Raw genomic sequence first — 17,365 nt, 5'->3', positions numbered from 1 at the left:
GGAATGGCGAGGAGCGGCGGGATGCGGTCTGCCCCGCTGCGGCGCTGGCGGTGGGAGCGTCAGTCGAGCGTGCTCATGAAGTCCGTGCAGGCCCGCGCGCAGTCCCGGCAGGCCTTCGCGGCGTCCTCGGCGCCCGGGTGCCGGTCGAAGACGTGGGCGCACTCCAGGCACACGGTCCGGGTCCACTCCAGCTGGACGCGGATGGCGGCCTCGGCCCCTTCGTCCATACGGCCCTGCTCCGACAGCACACGGCAGGTCGCGTCGCACACCTCTGCGCACAGGATGCCCTTGCGTCGCACGAGGTCCTGGTCCTCGGCCGCGTCCGGATCGACGAGGCTCGCACGCAGGGCGCAGGTCCGGGCGCACTCGGTGCAGGCCTGTGCGCACGCAAAGCGGTCCTCTAGGAACTGGACGAGCTCTTGCTGGGATGCTGTCGATGTCACAAGGGGCGGGTAGCCGGAGCCGGGGGCACCAAACCCCACTCTCTCGCGTTCCGGCCTGCCCTTCCGGCCGGCCGCGGCAAACGGGTTCATCAGGGATGCCGTACGTGTTCATCGAGGTGCCAGGGGTACCCGCGAGCCCATGGACACCACTTGGATGGACATCGCCGCAGCTCGGGGCGCGCTCGCCGGCGGGTTGCTCGTCGCCGGTGTGGTCGTCGTGGCGCTGCTGATCGGCGCCTTTGTCCTGGGCGCCCGGATCAGGCGCCGGGAACCGCGTCCGCCCCGCCCCGAGGAACAGCCGAGGCTGCCCGCCGAGGGCCCGGTCCACGAGGTCCGGGAGCACCGGGAGCCCGCCGAGGTACCGAAGAGCGACCAGCGGGTCACCCCGCACGACCTCCCCGCCCACGGCAACATTCCCTCCCGCACCAGCCCGTCGCAGGAACGGCCGCGCTGGAGCGAGGGCGGCAGCGGCTCGTTCGGTAGCGGCGGTACGTGAGGCCTTCGGCGCCCGCCCTTCCTGCCGTGGACGTGCAGTGACCGTCGCCGGTCAGTACGGTGCTGTTCTGGCGTTCGAAGCTGGGAGGCGGCATGGCCGGCAACAAGGTGGAGAAGCTGCCGCGCAAGGCGTACGAGAAGGAACTGCTGCGTCTGCAGTTGGAGTTGGCGAAACTGCAGGAGTGGGTGCGGGCCGAGGGCGCCCGGCTGGTCGTGGTCTTCGAGGGGCGGGACGCGGCGGGCAAGGGCGGCACGATCAAGCGGGTCACGGAGCACCTCAATCCCCGGATCGCGCGGATCGCGGCGCTGCCCAAGCCGACCGAGCGCGAGCGCACCCAGTGGTACTTCCAGCGGTACGTCGGGCATCTGCCCGCTGCCGGCGAGATCGTGCTGTTCGACCGCAGCTGGTACAACCGCGCCGGTGTCGAGCACGTCATGGGCTTCTGCAGCAGGGAGGAGTACCAGCTCTTCCTGCGCCAGTGCCCCCTCTTCGAGCGGATGCTGGTGGAGGACGGGATCCTGCTGCGCAAGTACTGGTTCTCGGTGAGCGACGAGGAGCAGCAGGAACGCTTCCGGCGCCGTCTTGAGGATCCCCTGCGGCGCTGGAAGCTGTCCCCGATGGACCTGGAGTCGGTCGCCCGCTGGGAGGAGTACTCGCGGGCGAAGGACGAGATGATGGTGCACACCGACATCACCGAGGCGCCCTGGTATGTCGTCGAGAGCGACGACAAGCGCCGGGCCCGGCTGAACATGATCGCCCACCTGGTGGGTTCCGTGGCGTACCAGGCCGTACACCCGCCCGACCTGGACCTGCCCGAGCGTCCGGAGTCGACCGGATACCGGCGGCCGCCGCGCGATCTGCAGAACTACGTCCCGGACCACGCGGCGAGCCTGTGAGCCTCACTCCCCGCCGGACCGGACGACGGCGACCGGGCACTGCGCGTGGTGCAGCAGGGCCTGACTGACCGAGCCGAGGAGCAGTCCGGCGAATCCGCCCCGGCCGCGTGCCCCGACCACGACGAGCCCGGCATCGGCGCTGGCCTCGACGAGGGTGTGGCGGATCCGGCCGCGCACCAGCCTGCGGCGCACGGCGACGTCGGGATAGCGCTCACGCAGCCCGCCCAGCGCCTCGGCGAGCACGCGCTCCTCCTCGTCGTGCAACCGGCCCTCGTCGTACGTCACGAAGGGCGGGTCGGCGGGGCTTTCGTAGGCGCGCTCGGAGCGGGTGCTCCAGGCGTGCAGCGCCGCCAGGTCGGTGCCGTGCGCGGCCGCCACGGCGAAGGCGAACTCGACGGCTCCGCGGGCCGCGGGCGATCCGTCGACGGCCAGGAGAACGGGCCCGTCCGGGTCCGGTCTGCCGCGCACCACCAGCACGGGGCAGGCGGCGTGGGCGGCCATGTGACCGGCGGTGGAGCCGAGCAGGAGGGCGCCGAAGCGGCTGTGGCCCCGGCTTCCCACCACCGCAAGGGACGCGGTGCGCGACTCGAACTCCAGCACTGTCACCGGTTCTCCCACGACGACGTCACGCGTGATCTCGACGTGCGGCGCCAGTTCGTGGGCGCGCTGCTCGGCCTTGGTGAGCGTGCCGTCGATCAGCTCGCGCATCCCGGCGCTGCTCGGCTCGAAGGGCCGCCCGCCGTGCGGGATGTGCGCGGGCGGCCGGCCGAAGGCGTGCACCAGCCGCAGCCCCACGCCGTGCAGCCCGGCCTCGCGCGCCGCGATCTCCACGGCCGCCATGCTCGACGGCGAGCCGTCCACCCCTACGACAACCGGGCCGTCCATCGCGCTCCCCTTTCCGCGCGGGATCCGCCTTCCGCGCAGGATCCGCGAGGGTTGTCCTCCCAGCGTCTCCCCGTCGGCCGTATCCCGCACCGGGCGGGACGTCACGAGGAGCGAAACCGCCGATGGGCCGGGTCAGTCGGATCAGTCGGGAAGCACCAGCCGCCCTGTGTCCCCCGGCTGCAGCGACACACCGCGACCGGGCAGCCGTACGTCGATCGGTGAGGCGTCGGAGGACGGAACCTCGATCTCCAGCAGCCCGCGCTCCAGGCGCAGCCGTACGCCCCAGTGGCCCTGGTAGCGCAGGGCGAATCCGTAGGAGGACAGTTCGGGCAGCGGCACGGGATCCAGCCACAGGGCGCCGCCGCGGGTCTCCAGGCCGGTCAGTCCGCGCTGGACGAGGTCAAGGGTGCCGGCCATGGCGCCGAGGTGGATGCCCTCGCCGGTGGTGCCGCCCTGGACGTCGGCGATGTCGCCCTGGAGGGCCTCCTGGACGAACGTCCACGCCTCGCTGCGCCGGCACCGGGCCAGGACCCAGCCGTGGACCAGGCCGCTGAGGGTGGAGCCGTGGCTGGTGCGGTGCATGTAGTAGTCGACGGTGCGCTGCCACATGTGCTCGTCCAGCCGGACGCCCAACCGGTGGAACAGACTGCCCAGTTCGGACGGTGCGAAGAGGTAGCCGAGCATCAGGACGTCGGCCTGTTTCGAGGCCTGGTAGCGGTTGACGGTGTCACCCTCGGCCTCCAGGATCCGGTCCAGCCGCCGGATGTCGCCGTACTGGCCGCGGTAGCCGTGCCAGTCGAGCTCGGCCAGGTCGCCGTAGCCCGCGAACTGGCTGATGACGTCGTCGTGGAAGGGGACGTGGAGGGTGCGCGAGACGTCCTCCCACCGTTCGAGCTCGCTGCCGTCCAGGCCGGTGCGCTCGGCGAGTTCGCGCCGGCGGGGCTCGGGCAGGTTCTCCAGCAGTTCGAGTGTGCGGGTCAGCACCCAGGCCGCCGTGACGTTGGTGTAGGCGTTGTCGTCCAGGCCGGGGGCGCCGGCGTCCGGGTACGCCTCGTGGTATTCGTCGGGGCCGACGACGCCCTTGATGCGGTGGCGGCCCAGGCTGCCGTCGTAGACGGCCTTGTCCGCCCAGAAGCGGGCGATCTGCAGCAGCATCTCGGCGCCCTTGGTGTGCAGGAACTCCATGTCGCCGCTCGCCTCGCAGTACTGCCACACGTTGTACGCGATCGCCGAGCCGACGTGATGCTGGAGCCGGGAGTGGTCGGGCAGCCAGCGTCCCGAGCGCGGGTTGAGATGGAGCTGCTGGGTCTCCTCACGGCCGTCGCTGCCGCTCTGCCAGGGGTACATCGCGCCCTTGTGGCCCGCCGCCCTGGCGCTGATGCGGGCCTGTTCGAGGCGTCGGTGGCGGTGGCGGAGCAGGGCGCGGGAGACCTCCGGGAAGTGCATGTTGAGGTAGGGCAGCACGAACAGCTCGTCCCAGAAGACGTGGCCGCGGTAGGCCTCGCCGTGCAGTCCGCGGGCGGGGACGCCCACGTCGAGGTCGGCGGTGTGCGGGGAGAGCGTCTGCAGGACGTGGAAGAGGTGCAGCCGCAGGATGAGGCCCGACTCGCCGGGGACATCGAGTGCGGCGCGGCGCCAGAGCTGGGCCCAGGCCGTGAGGTGCGACCCGACCAGCGCGTCGAAGCCGGGGGCGCTGCCCACCCGGTCGACGGCGGCGTGGAGCGGGTCGCTGATCGCCGGGTCGCGCGAGGTGTGCAGGGCGACGGTCTTGTCGACGGTGACGGTACGCCCGGGGGCCAGGTCGATCGTCAATCGCTGAATGGCGTACGGCCGTTCGTGGCTGATGGTGACCGGAACGTCGGCGTCGGTGGCCAGCCGGGCGGCGATGCCGATCCGGATGTCGGAGGTGCGGGTGCGGCAGCGCAGCCAGACCGTGTCCGGTGCGGAGGTGCCGCTGTGGATGTGGGTCAGATGGCGGCCGTCGAGGTCCCGGTAGCGGGCCACGCCGGAGTTGGTGACGCCCCCGTCCAGGGCTGCCTCCACTTCGAGCGGGCCGGAGAATCCCTCGGCCGTGAACTCGGTGCGCAGCGCGGCCAGATGAGGGTCGCCCATGTGCACCATCCGCTGCTGACGTACCGTCAGCACACCGTCGTCGCCGAGGCCGTACCGCGTGCGGCGCTCCAGCAGCCCCACGGACAGGTGCAGCATCAGGCGGTGGTCGAGCACGTTCGCGGTGTCGGGGAGGATCCAGTCCCCGCCGGGGAGGCGGAAGCGCAGGGGCAGCCAGTTCGGGACGTTGACCATGTCCTCGTTCTCGACCCGGCGGCGCGCCACCTTGGAGGTGAGGCGGTTGTAGATGCCGGCCACATACGTCCCCGGATAGTGGACCTCGTCGGCGGCGCACTCGGGGAGCGCGCCCCGGCTGGCGAAGTAGCCGTTGCCGAGCGTGCACAGGGATTCCCGGAGTCGTTCGTCGCCGGGCTTGTAGCCCGCGTACTCCCAGCTCCAGCCCGTTCCGTCGACCTCCGAGCCGAGATCCGTTCCATCGGCCTTCGAGATCAGCTGCGCTTCTTCGGCCGCCGGGAGCAGGTCGGCTCCCTCGGCGGCCTCCAGACTCCGATCCATCACGTCGGCGCTCCTCCCGCGCAGAGTTCTCCGAGGTCCCGTACGACGATGTCGGCGCCGTGCCGCAGCAGCCGCGCCCCGGTGTCCGCACCCGCGGCCCGGTCCACGCCGACCACCAGGGCGAATCCGCCGCGCCGACCCGCCTCCACGCCCGCCAGGGCGTCCTCGACGACGACGGCCTGACCGGCGGGGGCGCCGAGCCGGCGGACCGCCTCCAGGAAGAGGTCGGGCTCCGGCTTGCCCGCGAGACCCAGGCGGGCCGCCTCACCGCCGTCCACCAGGGCGTCGAACAGGCCGAGCACCCCGGCCCGCTCCAGCAGCTCACCCGCGTGCCGGGACGCGGAGGCCGCCGCGCGGGGCACGCCCGCCGCGCGCAAGGCCTTCACCAGCCGTACGGTCCCCGGGTAGGAATCGACACCGTGCTCGCGCAGCCTCTCGGTGAAGAGGCGCTCCTTGTCCTCGGCGACGGCCCGCACCGTCTCGTCCGACGCGTCGATGCCGCGTGCGGCGAGAAAGGCCGCGGCGCCGTCGAGGCGGGACTTGCCGTCCACGTGGCGCAGATAGTCGTCCCCCGCGTCGAAGGGGCGGCGCTGACCGGGGTCGTCGGGCGGGTGGGCGTGCAGGTAGCCGTCGAAGGCCACCTTCCACGCGGCTGCGTGCACCCGGGCCGAGTCGGTGATCACTCCGTCGGTGTCGAAGACGACGGCGCGCACGTCGCGCAGGGCGGGGGCGAGCGCCTCGCGCGCCCCGTCGGGGGTGAGGGGGGATGTCATCAGTCACCCCCGCCGCGGCAGGTCGGCGGCCGGGCCGTGTGCGGGGCAGCACCGTGCGCATACGGCATCCGGGGGATGTCCGTGTGCACCGGCGTCACAGAACGCGAACCGCACGACGCCCTCACCTCCACTCGACGGCGCTCCCGCGCCCGGCGGGATCCGCTCATGGGTACCCGCCGGGCCCGCGTTGTCACCACCTGGCACCGCTGCCGCCGCCTCCTGCCGCCGAGGTGCGCCGACCGGACCTGGCGCATCGGCCGCGCGCATGGTGTGCTGGAGGTGACGGGAAGGACCCAGACCGGCGCGGGGAAGCGGATGACGGCCGCGCACCGCGCAATCAGGATCCGCGAGAAGTGGATAGGGCCCTTCCCGCCCCCATGTCCTGCTCCGCCCAGTGTCCTGCTCCGTCCCCGTGATGTCGCCCGGGCGCCCCTGAGCGTGCGTCAGTCGCCCCGGTAGAGCGCTGTGAGCAGTTCGATCGCCGCCTGAGCTGCGGGAGGCGGGTCGTCGCGCCACCAGGCCAGCCGTACGGCGATGGGTTCGGCGTCCCTGAGCGGCCGGTAGACGACGCCGGGGCGCGGGTACTGGTGGGCGGTGGCCTCGGCGGTCATGCCGACGCAGCGGCCGGTGGAGATCACCGTGAGCCAGTCGTCGACGTCGTGCGTCTCCTCGGTCGCCGGACGCGAGTCGGGCGGCCACAGATCGGTCGTCGTGGTGCCGGTGCGGCGGTCGACGAGGAGGGTACGGCCGCTGAGGTCGGCCAGCCGGACCGAGCGGCGCCGGGCCAGCGGATCGTCGGCGGCCACGGCGCACAGCCGCCGCTCCAGTCCGACGATGGCGGTCTCGAACCGCCGGTCGTCCACCGGCCTGCGCACGACGGACAGCTCGCAGGCGCCTTCCACGAGCCCTGCGGTGGCCGAGTTGACGCGGACGAGTTGCAGGCCGGTTCCGGGGTTGGCGGCGGCCCAGCGACGCTGGAACGCCGGGGTGTGCCGGCCGAGCGCCGCCCAGGCGTAGCCCATCCGCAGCCGGGCGTGCCCGGAGGCGGCCTCCCGGACCAGGTCGTCCACCTCGCCGAGCACCCGCCGGGCGTGCGCCAGGACCCGCAGTCCGGTGCCCGTCGGCGTCACCTCGCGGGAGGTCCGCCGCAACAGCCTTACGCCCAGGGCGCGTTCGAGCGAGGCCAGCGAGCGGGAGACGGCCGCCTGGGAGACGCCGAGGGCGATCGCGGCGTCGGTGAACGTGCCCTCGTCGACGATCGCGACGAGACAGCGCAGCTGCCGCAGCTCCAGATCCGTGGCTCGATCCATGACTCAAGCGTATAGATGGCTCCGCGGACGCATTTTGCGCAAAGATCGAGCGGTCGCACGATCGGCGTATGCGCACCCGCCCCGCACCCGCGTCCGCCACCGCGCTCGCGCCTGTTCCCGCGTCCACGCCTGCTCCGGTGGCCTCGCCCCCGGTTCCGCTCGACGGCCCCGAGCAGACCGGCGGACGTCTCGCCGGTGTGGCCACGATGATCGGCAGCGGACTGTCCACCCAGACCGGCGCCGCGATCGGCTCCCTGGCCTTCCCCGTCCTCGGCCCGGTCGGTGTCGTCGCCGTGCGCCAGTACGTCGCCGCCGTCGTCCTGCTGGCCGTGAGCAGGCCGAGGCTGCGCTCGTTCACCTGGAGTCAGTGGTGGCCGGTCGCCGCGCTGGCCCTGGTGTTCGGCACCATGAACCTCTCGCTGTACTCGTCGATCGAGCGCGTCGGCCTGGGACTGGCGGTGACGCTGGAGTTCCTCGGCCCGCTCACCATCGCCCTGGCCACGTCGCGCCGCCGCGTGGACGTGTGCTGCGCGCTGATCGCCGCGGCCGGTGTCATCACCCTCATGCGTCCGCAGCCCACGACCGACTACGCCGGGCTGGCGCTGGGCCTGCTGGCCGCGGTCTGCTGGGCGTCGTACATCCTGCTCAACCGCACCGTCGGCCGGCGCATCCCCGGAGCCCAGGGCGCGGCAGCCGCGTCCGGCATCTCCGCCCTGATGTTCCTGCCGGTCGGCGTCGTCATCGCCGTCCAGCACCCGCCCACGGCCGGCGCCCTTGCCTGCGCCGTCGCCGCCGGGCTCCTCTCCTCGGCCGTGCCGTACCTCGCGGACCTGTTCACCCTCCGGCACGTCCCGGCCCGGGCTTTCGGACTGTTCATGAGCGTCAACCCGGTCCTCGCGGCCGTGGTCGGCCTGATCGGTCTGGGTCAGGACCTGGGCGGGCCGGAGTGGGCGAGCATCGGCGCCATCGTCGCCGCCAACGCGCTGAGCATCCTCACGTCACGGGACTGACGCGGAAGCAATTCACCAACTCCCTTAGCGCGAGGGCGAGTTGTCGGCATGGTCGGCACCACCATCGCACCTCGCGCATCAGATCGCGTCTCGGATGGCCCGTTCGAAGCCCTCGACATGGCTGCGGGCGAGCTGCGCCGCCTTGTCGGGGTCCCCGGCGGCGATCGCCTCGACCAGCGGTCCGTGCTCCTCGACATGGCCGGCCATGTCGGACAGCCGGTCGACGAACAGGCACCAGATACGGGTCGCCAGGTTGTCGTGGCGGACGAGGGTGTCCTCCAGGTACGGATTGTGCGTGGCGGCGTAGATGGCGCGGTGGACCTGAAGGTCCAGGTGCATGAGCTCGGCGGCGTCGCGCTGCCGGGGCCCCTCGCTCTCCAGCTCCACCCGCAGGGCCGTCAGTACGGCCCGGTCGGCGGCCGTCGCGCGGCGTGCGGCCTGGGCGGCGGCCAGGGGCTCCAGTTCCAGGCGCACCTCGGAGATGTGGGCCAGGTCGGTGATGTTGACCTCGGTGGCGAAGGTGCCGCGTCGGGGGTAGGTGGTGATGAGCCGCTCGTACTGGAGCCGCTTGAGCGCCTCGCGCACCGGCGTCCGGCCGACTCCGAGCGACTGGGCCAGCTGGTCCTCGTTGATCGGCGCGCCCGGACGGATCTCGAGCATGACGAGCCGGTCGCGAATGGCGCGATAGGCCCGCTCGGCGAGGGACACTTCCTCGCCCCTGGGCGCGGTCGCCACGTTCTGCATGAGGCCCCCTTGACCTGTCCGGCGAGCTCTCATACCGTACCGCAGAGGTTGATATATCAGTTGCTCATTAGTTGGCTCCCAGGATGGTGCACAGATGGCAGCGAACCCGTCGATCACCACGTCCACCTCTCCCCTCTCCCTCCCGCTGCGCGAGCTCGACCCGGATGTCGCCGCCGCCGTCGGCGCGGAGCTCCACCGCCAGCAGTCCACGCTGGAGATGATCGCCTCGGAGAACTTCGCCCCGGCCGCCGTCATGGAGGCCCAGGGCTCGGTGCTGACCAACAAGTACGCCGAGGGCTACCCGGGCCGTCGCTACTACGGCGGCTGCGAACACGTCGACGTCGTCGAGCGGTTGGCCATCGCCCGGGTGAAGGAGCTGTTCGGCGCCCAGGCCGCGAACGTGCAGCCGCACTCGGGCGCCCAGGCCAACGCGGCCGCGATGTTCGCCCTGCTCGACCCGGGCGACACGATCCTCGGCCTCGACCTGGCGCACGGCGGTCACCTGACCCACGGCATGCGCATCAACTACTCCGGCAAGCTGTACAACGTCGTGCCGTACCACGTGCGCGAGTCCGACCTGCGGATCGACATGGACGAGGTCGAGCAGCTCGCGCTCGCGCACCGGCCCAGAATGATCGTCGCCGGCTGGTCGGCCTACCCCCGGCGGCTGGACTTCGCCGCGTTCCGGCGGATCGCCGACGCGGTGGGCGCGTACCTGATGGTGGACATGGCGCACTTCGCCGGCCTGGTGGCCGCGGGCCTGCACCCGAACCCGGTGCCGTACGCCGACGTCGTGACGACCACCACGCACAAGACCCTCGGCGGTCCGCGCGGCGGGGTGATCCTCAGCCGTGCCGACCTGGCCAAGAAGATCAACTCGGCGGTCTTCCCGGGCCAGCAGGGCGGCCCGCTGGAGCATGTCATCGCGGCGAAGGCGGTGGCCTTCAAGGTGGCGGCGGGCGAGGAGTTCAAGGAACGCCAGCAGCGCACCCTCGACGGCGCCCGCGTCCTCGCCGGACGGCTGCTGGCCGACGACGTGGCCGAGGCCGGGATCACCGTCCTGACCGGCGGCACCGAGGTCCACCTGGTCCTCGTCGACCTGCGCCACTCCGCGCTCGACGGGAAGCAGGCCGAGGACCGGCTGCACCGCGTCGGCATCACCGTCAACCGCAACGCGGTGCCGTTCGACCCGCGCCCGCCGATGGTCTCGTCGGGGCTGCGGATCGGCACCCCGGCCCTGGCCACCCGGGGTTTCGGGGCGGCGGAGTTCCGGGAGGTCGCCGACATCATCGCCGAGGCCCTCAAGGACGAGCAGTTCCGCGACGAGCACGCGGGCCTGCTGCGCGAGCGGGTCGAGAAGCTCGCCGGCGCGTTCCCCCTGTACCCCCACCTCGACGGAGCCACGGCATGACCGCCGAACCGCTGCCGGAGCACCCGGACTTCCTCTGGCGCAACCCCGAGCCGCGCTCCTCGTACGACGTCGTCATCGTCGGCGCCGGAGGGCACGGCCTGGCCACCGCGTACTACCTCGCCAAGAACCACGGCATCACCAACGTCGCCGTCCTGGAGAAGGGCTGGCTGGCCGGCGGCAACATGGCGCGCAACACCACGATCATCCGCTCGAACTACCTGTGGGACGAGAGCGCGGCGATCTACGAGTACGCGCTCAAGCTGTGGGAGGGCCTCCCGGCGGAGCTGGACTACGACTTCCTGTTCAGCCAGCGCGGCGTCCTCAACCTCGCGCACACCCTCCAGGACGTCCGCGAGGGCGTGCGGCGCGTCAACGCCAACCGCCTCAACGGAGTCGACGCCCAGTGGCTCGAACCGGACGAGGTCGCCAAGGTCTGCCCCATCCTCAACGTCTCGCCCCGCACCCGCTATCCGGTCCTCGGCGGCACCTTCCAGCCCCGGGCCGGTATCGCCAAGCACGACCACGTCGCCTGGGCGCTGGCCCGCCGAGCCGACGAGATGGGCGTGGACCTGATCCAGGGCTGCGAGGTAACCGGCTTCCTCAAGGACGGCGACCGGGTCGTGGGCGTCGAGACCAACCGGGGCCGCATCCTCGCCGGCCGGGTCGGTCTCGCGTCCGCCGGGCACAGCAGTGTGCTCGCCGAGCGGGCGGGCGTACGGCTGCCGGTGCAGTCCCACCCGTTGCAGGCGCTGGTCTCCGAGCTGCACGAGCCGGTGCACCCGACGGTCGTCATGTCGAACCACGTGCACGTCTACGTGTCTCAAGCCCACAAGGGCGAGCTGGTGATGGGCGCGGGTGTCGACTCGTACAACGGCTACGGGCAGCGCGGCTCCTTCCACGTCATCGAGCAGCAGATGGCCGCCGCCGTCGAGCTGTTCCCCGTCTTCGCCCGGGCGCATGTGCTGCGGACGTGGGGCGGCATCGTCGACGTCACCCCGGACGCCTCCCCGATCATCGGGACCACCCCCGTCGAGAACCTCTACGTCAACTGCGGCTGGGGCACCGGCGGTTTCAAGGCCACCCCGGCCGCCGGCTGGACCTTCGCGCACACGATCGCCACGGGCGAGCCGCATCCGCTGAACGCCCCGTTCGCCCTCGAACGTTTCGCGACGGGCGCGTTGATCGACGAGCACGGCGCCGCAGCCGTCGCCCACTGAAAGCCTGTTGAGAGAAGGACACCGTGCTGCGAATCAGCTGCCCATGGTGCGGCCCCCGCGACGAGACCGAGTACCACTACGGCGGACAGGCCCATGTCCCCTACCCCGAGACCCCCGCCGACCTCACGGACGAGCAGTGGGCCGAGTACGTCTTCTACCGCGACAATCCCAAGGGCCCCTTCGCCGAGCGGTGGATGCACAGCACCGGCTGCCGTCGCTGGTTCAACGTCCTGCGCGACACCGTCACCTACGAGGTGCTGCGCTCCTACCGGCTCGACGAGCCCCGCCCCGAACTGCCCCAGGCCGGAGGGAACAACCGATGACCGACCAGCGATTCCGGCGGCGGCAGGGGGGCCGTATCGACCGTGCCCGCGTTTTGCGGTTCACCGTCGACGGGCGGGAGCTGACCGGTCACCCAGGAGACACCGTCGCCTCTGCGATGCTGGCGAACGGTGTTGTCGAGGTCGCCCCGTCGCTCTACCGCGGCCGCCCGCGCGGCATCGTCGCCGCCGGCGTGGAGGAGCCCAACGCCCTGCTCCAGATCGACGGTTCGTGCTCGGAAGGCATGCTCCCGGCCACGACGGTGGAGCTGTACGACGGGCTGTCCGCCACCACCCTCTCCGGGATGGGCCGGCTGGACCCGACACCCGACCCCGCTGTCTACGACAAGAAGTACGTCCACACCGACGTCCTGGTGGTCGGGGCCGGACCGGCCGGGCTCGCGGCCGCCGCCGCTGCCGCCGGCTCCGGCGCCCGTGTGATCCTCGTCGACGACCAGCCCGAGCCCGGCGGTTCGCTGCTCTCCGGCACGCGGACCGGCCTCGAGTGGGTCGCCGAGGTACGCGCGGCACTCGACGCCGCCCCCGACGTCGTGGTCCTGCAACGCACCACGGCGTTCGGGTCGTACGACGACAACTACGTACTGGCCCTCCAGCGGCGCACCGACCACCTCGGGGCCGACGCCCCCGACCCGTCCGAGGGAGTCTCGCGTCAGCGGCTGTGGCACATCCGGGCCCGCCAGGTCGTCCTGGCGACCGGAGCCCACGAGCGTCCATTGGTGTTCGCCGGCAACGACCTGCCCGGGGTGATGCTCGCGGGGGCCGTGCGTTCGTATCTCAACCGGTATGCGGTGGTGCCGGGTTGGCGGGCTGTGGTCAGCACGACCAACGACAGCGCGTACGACACCGTCGCCGATCTCCACGCCGCCGGCATCGACATCGCCGCCGTCGTGGACGCGCGCCCCGAACTGTCCGGCAGGGCCGCCGAGGTCGCCGGGGCGACCGGGGTGCGGGTGCTGACGGGCAGCGCGGTGGTGTCCGCCGCGGGCGGCGGACGGCTCACCGGCGTCACCGTGCAGGCCCTCGACGAGGACGGCCAACTCACCGGTGCGGCAGAGTCGTTCGACTGCGACCTGCTCGCCGTCTCGGGCGGATGGAGCCCGGTGGTGCACCTGCACAGCCAGCGTCAGGGCCGGCTGCGCTGGGACGAGGAGCTGGTCGCGTTCGTCCCCGACGGAACCGTGCGGGACCAGCAGGTCGTGGGGGCGGCGCGTGGGACGTACGACCTCGACGGCTGTCTGGCCGAAGGGGCACGGGCCGGTGCACGGTCCGCGTCGGACGCCGGGTTCCCGGTCGTCGTACCGGCGCCCGACGATGACCGAGCCGAGCCCGGCCCGGTACGCGCACTGTGGCTGGTCCCTGCCCCCGACGGCGAACCCGCCACCTGGGACACCCATCTCGTCGACCTCCAACGCGACGTCACCGTCGCCGACGTGTGGCGGTCCACCGGTGCCGGCATGCGCGGTGTGGAGCACGTCAAGCGCTACACCTCGCTCGGCACGGCGAACGACCAGGGCAAGACGTCCGGCGTCAACGCGATCGGCGTGATCGCCGAGGCCCTCGGCGGTTCACTGGGCGAGATCGGCACCACGGCCTACCGCGCGCCGTATGCGCCGATCGCTTTCGCCGCGCTGGCCGGGCGTGAGCGGGGCGAGCTGTTCGACCCGGAGCGCACGACGTCCATCCACGCTTGGCATGTCGCTCAAGGGGCGGTGTTCGAGGACGTCGGACAGTGGAAGCGGCCCCAGTACTACCCCGGGCCGGGCGAGGACATGGACACGGCCGTGGCCCGCGAGTGCCGGGCGGCCCGTGAGGGAGTGGCGTTCATGGACGCCTCCACCCTCGGCAAGATCGAGATCTGGGGCGCGGACGCGGGCGAGTTCCTCAACCGCATGTACACGAACGCCTTCAAGAAGCTGAAGCCCGGCATGGCCCGCTACGGCGTCATGTGCAAGCCCGACGGCATGATCTTCGACGACGGCGTGACCCTGCGCCTCGACGACAACCGCTACTTCATGACCACCACGACCGGCGGTGCCGCCGGGGTCCTGGACTGGCTGGAGGAGTGGCTGCAGACGGAGTGGCCCGAACTCGACGTCCACTGCACCTCGGTGACCGAGCAGTGGTCGACGATCGCCGTCGTGGGCCCGCAGTCACGCGAGGTCGTAGGCCATCTCGCCCCCGACGTCGACCTGTCGAACGAAGCGTTCCCCTTCATGGCCTTCCGCGAGACCACCCTCGCCTCCGGCATCCCGGCCCGCATCTGCCGGATCTCCTTCTCCGGTGAACTCGCCTACGAGATCAACGTCTCCGCCTGGTACGGCCTGTCGGTCTGGGAGGAGGTGTACGCGATCGGCCGACCGTACGGCATCACCCCGTACGGCACCGAGACCATGCACGTCCTGCGCGCCGAGAAGGGCTACATCATCGTCGGCCAGGACACCGACGGCACCGTCACCCCGCAGGACGCGGGCATGTCCTGGGTGGTCTCGAAGCAGAAGGACTTCATCGGAAAGCGGTCCTACTCCCGCGCCGACACCTCCCGCACCGACCGCAAGCAACTGGTCGGCCTGCTGCCGGCCGACCGCACGACCCGGCTGCCCGAGGGCGCCCAGCTCGTCGCACCGGACGTCTCCTTGGAGACGGTGCCCGTGCCGATGCTCGGCCACGTCACCTCCAGCTACCACAGCCCGGCCCTCGGCCGCCCCTTCGCCCTGGCGCTCGTCGCCGACGGGCGGGCGAGGATCGGCGAGACCCTGCTCGCCCCCGTGGGCGAGGTCCTGGTTCCCGTCGAGGTGACCGACTTCGTCCTCTACGACCCCGAAGGGACCAAGCGAGATGGCTGAGCCCACGACCGGCACAGGCTCCGGCCCGGTGGCACTGTGCACCAGCCCCCTGGCCCATCTGGAGGACCGGATGCGCGCCGCCACCGTCACCGGGGTCCGGGGCGTCGCGCTGACCGAGCGGCCGTTCCTCACGATGGTGAACCTGCGGGTCGATCCCGCCTCCGAGGCGGCCGACCGCGTGGCGAAGGCCCTGGGGACACCACTCCCCCAACAGTGCGGACACACCACTGCGTCCGGCGCCCACACGATCGTCTGGCTCGGTCCCGACGAATGGCTCGTACTGTCCGAAGGCACCTTTGTGGCCGCCGGGTTGAAGGAGGCACTCGGAGCGGATCCCGGCTCGGTCGTGGACGTCTCGGCCAACCGCACCACACTGGAGCTCGGCGGCCCGGCCGCCCGGCAGGTCCTGGAGAAGGGCTGCCCGCTGGACCTGCATCCCCGGGTCTTCGGCCCCGGCCGGGCGGTGTCCACGACGGTGGGACCCGTAGCGGTACTGCTGTGGCAGGTCGACGACGAGCCGACGTACCGGCTCTTCCCGCGCTCCTCGTTCGCCGACTACCTGGCCCGCTGGCTGATCGACGCGATGAGCGAGTGCCGGGGGCCGGAGGTCCCCTGACGGGCCCGGACTCTCGCGCACACGACCGCCTCCGGCTGATCGGCACCGGCCGAGCCGGAGGCGCCGGGTTTCGGACAACAGGTCGAGAGCTGCCGCAAGTTTCCGCGATCATGTGTCAGCGCCGGGTCGGTGACCGCCGGCCCGCGACGCCGCACGCCGCGTGCGGGGTCGCGGGGTCGCGGGCTCGCGGGCTCGCTGTCGAGCGCCGTGTACGGGGATCCGGCACTGCTGCGCGAGGGCGACATCGGCGATCGCCCCGCCGCCGCACGACGTCACCACGTTGCGGTTGGGGATGCGGGTGGCGGCCCAGGCCCGCGCTCCAGCCGGGTGTACATCCTCTCGATGTGCGCGGCGGACAGCCCGGCGGGGGCCCGCACCTCCTTGACGGCGACATCGCGGTGCGGCGTCTCGTCGCGCGCCCGCCACACCGTTCCCATACCGCCCTCGCCGAGGCGGGACAGCAGCAGGCCCCCTCCTCCCGGTGGATCGGCGCCGAAGCGGGCGGCCGGTGAGGGGCCGCCGTTCCCCCCTTTTGACTGGTCAGCGCCCTGGAGCAGCCGCGCACGTGACCTTCGCTGCCGCAAGGGCGATACTGCCGACATCAGGTCTTCGGCGACGACACGCCGTGCCGCCGGAACCTCCCGAACCCGCCCACGACCGCTACGGACCGCCAAGATCGAAGCCTTGCCCCACGTGCCCTGCCCGGACAAGCTCAGGTCAGGGGGCCGGAGCCAGTCTCACCAGGAGGTACCCATGAAGATGCTGATCAACGTCGCGGAGACCGTGGTCGCGGACGCACTGCGCGGAATGGCTGCCGCTCATCCCGAGCTGGTCGTCGATGTGGAGAATCGGGTGATCGTGCGGCGCGACGCGCCCGTGCAGGGGAAGGTCGCCCTCATTTCCGGTGGCGGGTCGGGGCACGAGCCGCTGCACGGTGGATTCGTCGGCCCGGGGATGCTGTCGGCGGCCTGTCCGGGTGAGGTGTTCACGTCGCCGGTGCCCGACCAGATGGCGCGGGCCGCCGCCGCAGTGGACAGCGGTGCGGGTGTGCTGTTCATCGTGAAGAACTACACGGGCGACGTCCTCAACTTCGACATGGCCGCCGAGCTGGCCGAGGACGAGGGCATCCAGGTAGCGAAGGTGCTCGTCAACGACGACGTGGCGGTCACCGACAGCCTCTACACCGCCGGGCGGCGCGGCACGGGCGCGACCCTGTTCGTGGAGAAGATCGCCGGTGCCGCCGCCGACGAGGGTCAGTCGCTGGAGCGGGTCGAAACCGTCGGGCGGCAGGTCAACGAGAACTCCCGCAGCTTCGGCGTCGCCCTCAGCGCCTGCACCACCCCCGCCAAGGGCAGCCCCACCTTCGATCTGCCGCCCGGCGAGCTGGAGTTGGGCATCGGCATCCACGGCGAGCCCGGCCGGGAACGGCGCGCGATGATGACCTCGGGCGAGATCGCCGACTTCTCGGTGGGCGCGATCCTCGACGACATGACCCCGCGCAATCCCGTGCTCGTCCTGGTCAACGGCATGGGCGCGACACCGCTGTTGGAGCTGTACGGCTTCAACGCCGAGGTACAGCGGGTGCTCGCCCAGCGCGGAGTGACCGTCGCCCACACTCTCGTCGGCAACTACGTCACCTCCCTCGACATGGCCGGCGCCTCGGTCACCCTGTGCCAGGTCGACGAGGAGCTGCTGCGGCTGTGGAACGCGCCGGTGAAGACGCCGGGGTTGCGGTGGGGTATGTGATCCGGAGCC

At 71.9% G+C, this 17,365-nt stretch carries 15 protein-coding genes and 1 pseudogene; 9 read left to right on the top strand and 7 right to left on the bottom strand.

The window, feature by feature from the left end:
- Positions 1-59 precede the first annotated feature (59 nt).
- Entirely contained in the window at positions 60-443 is a 384-nt protein-coding gene (locus OG331_RS44720) for a ferredoxin (RefSeq protein WP_362379732.1), read from the bottom strand.
- 139 nt (positions 444-582) lie between these two features.
- Between OG331_RS44720 and OG331_RS44715 the strand changes: the two genes are divergently transcribed.
- Both OG331_RS44715 and ppk2 read left to right on the top strand, forming a co-directional pair.
- Positions 583-939 (top strand): DUF6479 family protein, encoded by a 357-nt coding sequence (locus OG331_RS44715; RefSeq protein ID WP_406208205.1) that lies wholly within the window; start codon positions 583-585, stop codon positions 937-939.
- A 92-nt stretch (positions 940-1,031) separates the two neighbouring features.
- Positions 1,032-1,835 carry a polyphosphate kinase 2 gene (gene ppk2 / locus OG331_RS44710; protein WP_406208202.1) on the top strand — a complete coding sequence of 268 codons (804 nt, stop codon included), beginning with the start codon at positions 1,032-1,034 and terminating at the stop codon, positions 1,833-1,835.
- 3 nt (positions 1,836-1,838) lie between these two features.
- Here the strand turns inward: ppk2 and OG331_RS44705 are convergent, their stop codons facing one another.
- The 4 genes from OG331_RS44705 to OG331_RS44690 all read right to left on the bottom strand — a co-directional run bounded on the left by OG331_RS44705 (position 1,839) and on the right by OG331_RS44690 (position 7,428).
- Complete coding sequence (locus tag OG331_RS44705; protein ID WP_406208200.1) at positions 1,839-2,720, bottom strand: universal stress protein; 882 nt, start codon at positions 2,718-2,720, stop codon at positions 1,839-1,841.
- 141 nt (positions 2,721-2,861) lie between these two features.
- Complete coding sequence (locus tag OG331_RS44700; RefSeq protein ID WP_406210722.1) at positions 2,862-5,345, bottom strand: glycoside hydrolase family 65 protein; 2,484 nt, start codon at positions 5,343-5,345, stop codon at positions 2,862-2,864.
- Positions 5,345-6,118, bottom strand: a complete 774-nt coding sequence (locus OG331_RS44695) for an HAD family hydrolase (RefSeq protein ID WP_406208197.1) — start codon at positions 6,116-6,118, stop codon at positions 5,345-5,347. Before OG331_RS44695 ends, OG331_RS44700 begins: the two co-directional genes overlap by 1 nt.
- 443 nt (positions 6,119-6,561) lie before the next feature.
- Entirely contained in the window at positions 6,562-7,428 is an 867-nt protein-coding gene (locus OG331_RS44690; RefSeq protein ID WP_406208194.1) for a LysR family transcriptional regulator, read from the bottom strand.
- Positions 7,429-7,634: 206 nt separating this feature from the next.
- Here OG331_RS44690 and OG331_RS44685 point away from each other — a divergent pair, with 206 nt between their 5' ends.
- A complete protein-coding gene (locus OG331_RS44685; protein ID WP_406210720.1) occupies positions 7,635-8,438 on the top strand; it encodes an EamA family transporter in 804 nt (267 codons plus the stop codon).
- A 78-nt stretch (positions 8,439-8,516) separates the two neighbouring features.
- Here OG331_RS44685 and OG331_RS44680 read toward each other — a convergent pair whose 3' ends face one another.
- A complete protein-coding gene (locus OG331_RS44680; RefSeq protein ID WP_406208191.1) occupies positions 8,517-9,182 on the bottom strand; it encodes a GntR family transcriptional regulator in 666 nt (221 codons plus the stop codon).
- Positions 9,183-9,276: 94 nt separating this feature from the next.
- Between OG331_RS44680 and glyA the strand changes: the two genes are divergently transcribed.
- The 5 genes from glyA to OG331_RS44655 are packed head-to-tail and all read left to right on the top strand — an operon-like array spanning position 9,277 to position 15,610.
- Positions 9,277-10,593: a serine hydroxymethyltransferase gene (gene glyA, locus OG331_RS44675; RefSeq protein WP_406208188.1), complete on the top strand. Its 1,317-nt coding sequence runs from the start codon at positions 9,277-9,279 to the stop codon at positions 10,591-10,593.
- Entirely contained in the window at positions 10,590-11,810 is a 1,221-nt protein-coding gene (locus tag OG331_RS44670) for a sarcosine oxidase subunit beta family protein (protein WP_406208186.1), read from the top strand. The genes glyA and OG331_RS44670 overlap by 4 nt, the downstream gene beginning before the upstream one ends.
- Positions 11,811-11,833: 23 nt before the next feature.
- Positions 11,834-12,133 (top strand): sarcosine oxidase subunit delta, encoded by a 300-nt coding sequence (locus OG331_RS44665; protein ID WP_406208184.1) that lies wholly within the window; start codon positions 11,834-11,836, stop codon positions 12,131-12,133.
- Positions 12,130-14,994, top strand: coding sequence for a sarcosine oxidase subunit alpha family protein (locus tag OG331_RS44660; protein ID WP_406208181.1), 2,865 nt, complete (start codon positions 12,130-12,132; stop codon positions 14,992-14,994). The genes OG331_RS44665 and OG331_RS44660 overlap by 4 nt, the downstream gene beginning before the upstream one ends.
- On the top strand, positions 14,987-15,610 hold the full coding sequence (locus OG331_RS44655; RefSeq protein WP_406208178.1) for a sarcosine oxidase subunit gamma: 624 nt from the start codon (positions 14,987-14,989) through the stop codon (positions 15,608-15,610). The genes OG331_RS44660 and OG331_RS44655 overlap by 8 nt, the downstream gene beginning before the upstream one ends.
- A gap of 270 nt (positions 15,611-15,880) precedes the next feature.
- Here the strand turns inward: OG331_RS44655 and OG331_RS44650 are convergent.
- Positions 15,881-16,212, bottom strand: a pseudogene (locus tag OG331_RS44650) (hypothetical protein); the annotation flags it as partial.
- Positions 16,213-16,363: 151 nt separating this feature from the next.
- Between OG331_RS44650 and dhaK the strand changes: the two are divergent.
- Positions 16,364-17,356 carry a dihydroxyacetone kinase subunit DhaK gene (gene dhaK / locus OG331_RS44645; protein ID WP_406208175.1) on the top strand — a complete coding sequence of 331 codons (993 nt, stop codon included), beginning with the start codon at positions 16,364-16,366 and terminating at the stop codon, positions 17,354-17,356.
- Positions 17,357-17,365 lie beyond the last annotated feature (9 nt).

The sequence above is a fragment of the Streptomyces sp. NBC_01017 genome (genome assembly GCF_045162795.1).
Classification (GTDB): Bacteria; Actinomycetota; Actinomycetes; order Streptomycetales; family Streptomycetaceae; genus Streptomyces; species Streptomyces machairae.
The sequence above is the reverse complement of the archived record's forward strand: the minus strand, read 5'-3'. Positions and strand labels throughout refer to the sequence as shown.

What these genes read in the sequence shown, in the direction of transcription:
- OG331_RS44715 (WP_406208205.1), top strand. Translation starts at nt 583, where the DNA reads ATGGACACCACTTGGATGGACATCGCCGCAGCTCGGGGCGCGCTCGCC.
- ppk2 (WP_406208202.1), top strand. Translation starts at nt 1,032, where the DNA reads ATGGCCGGCAACAAGGTGGAGAAGCTGCCGCGCAAGGCGTACGAGAAG.
- OG331_RS44705 (WP_406208200.1), bottom strand. Translation starts at nt 2,720, where the DNA reads ATGGACGGCCCGGTTGTCGTAGGGGTGGACGGCTCGCCGTCGAGCATG.
- OG331_RS44700 (WP_406210722.1), bottom strand. Translation starts at nt 5,345, where the DNA reads ATGGATCGGAGTCTGGAGGCCGCCGAGGGAGCCGACCTGCTCCCGGCG.
- OG331_RS44695 (WP_406208197.1), bottom strand. Translation starts at nt 6,118, where the DNA reads ATGACATCCCCCCTCACCCCCGACGGGGCGCGCGAGGCGCTCGCCCCC.
- OG331_RS44690 (WP_406208194.1), bottom strand. Translation starts at nt 7,428, where the DNA reads ATGGATCGAGCCACGGATCTGGAGCTGCGGCAGCTGCGCTGTCTCGTC.
- OG331_RS44685 (WP_406210720.1), top strand. Translation starts at nt 7,635, where the DNA reads ATGATCGGCAGCGGACTGTCCACCCAGACCGGCGCCGCGATCGGCTCC.
- OG331_RS44680 (WP_406208191.1), bottom strand. Translation starts at nt 9,182, where the DNA reads ATGCAGAACGTGGCGACCGCGCCCAGGGGCGAGGAAGTGTCCCTCGCC.
- glyA (WP_406208188.1), top strand. Translation starts at nt 9,277, where the DNA reads ATGGCAGCGAACCCGTCGATCACCACGTCCACCTCTCCCCTCTCCCTC.
- OG331_RS44670 (WP_406208186.1), top strand. Translation starts at nt 10,590, where the DNA reads ATGACCGCCGAACCGCTGCCGGAGCACCCGGACTTCCTCTGGCGCAAC.
- OG331_RS44660 (WP_406208181.1), top strand. Translation starts at nt 12,130, where the DNA reads ATGACCGACCAGCGATTCCGGCGGCGGCAGGGGGGCCGTATCGACCGT.
- OG331_RS44655 (WP_406208178.1), top strand. Translation starts at nt 14,987, where the DNA reads ATGGCTGAGCCCACGACCGGCACAGGCTCCGGCCCGGTGGCACTGTGC.
- dhaK (WP_406208175.1), top strand. Translation starts at nt 16,364, where the DNA reads ATGAAGATGCTGATCAACGTCGCGGAGACCGTGGTCGCGGACGCACTG.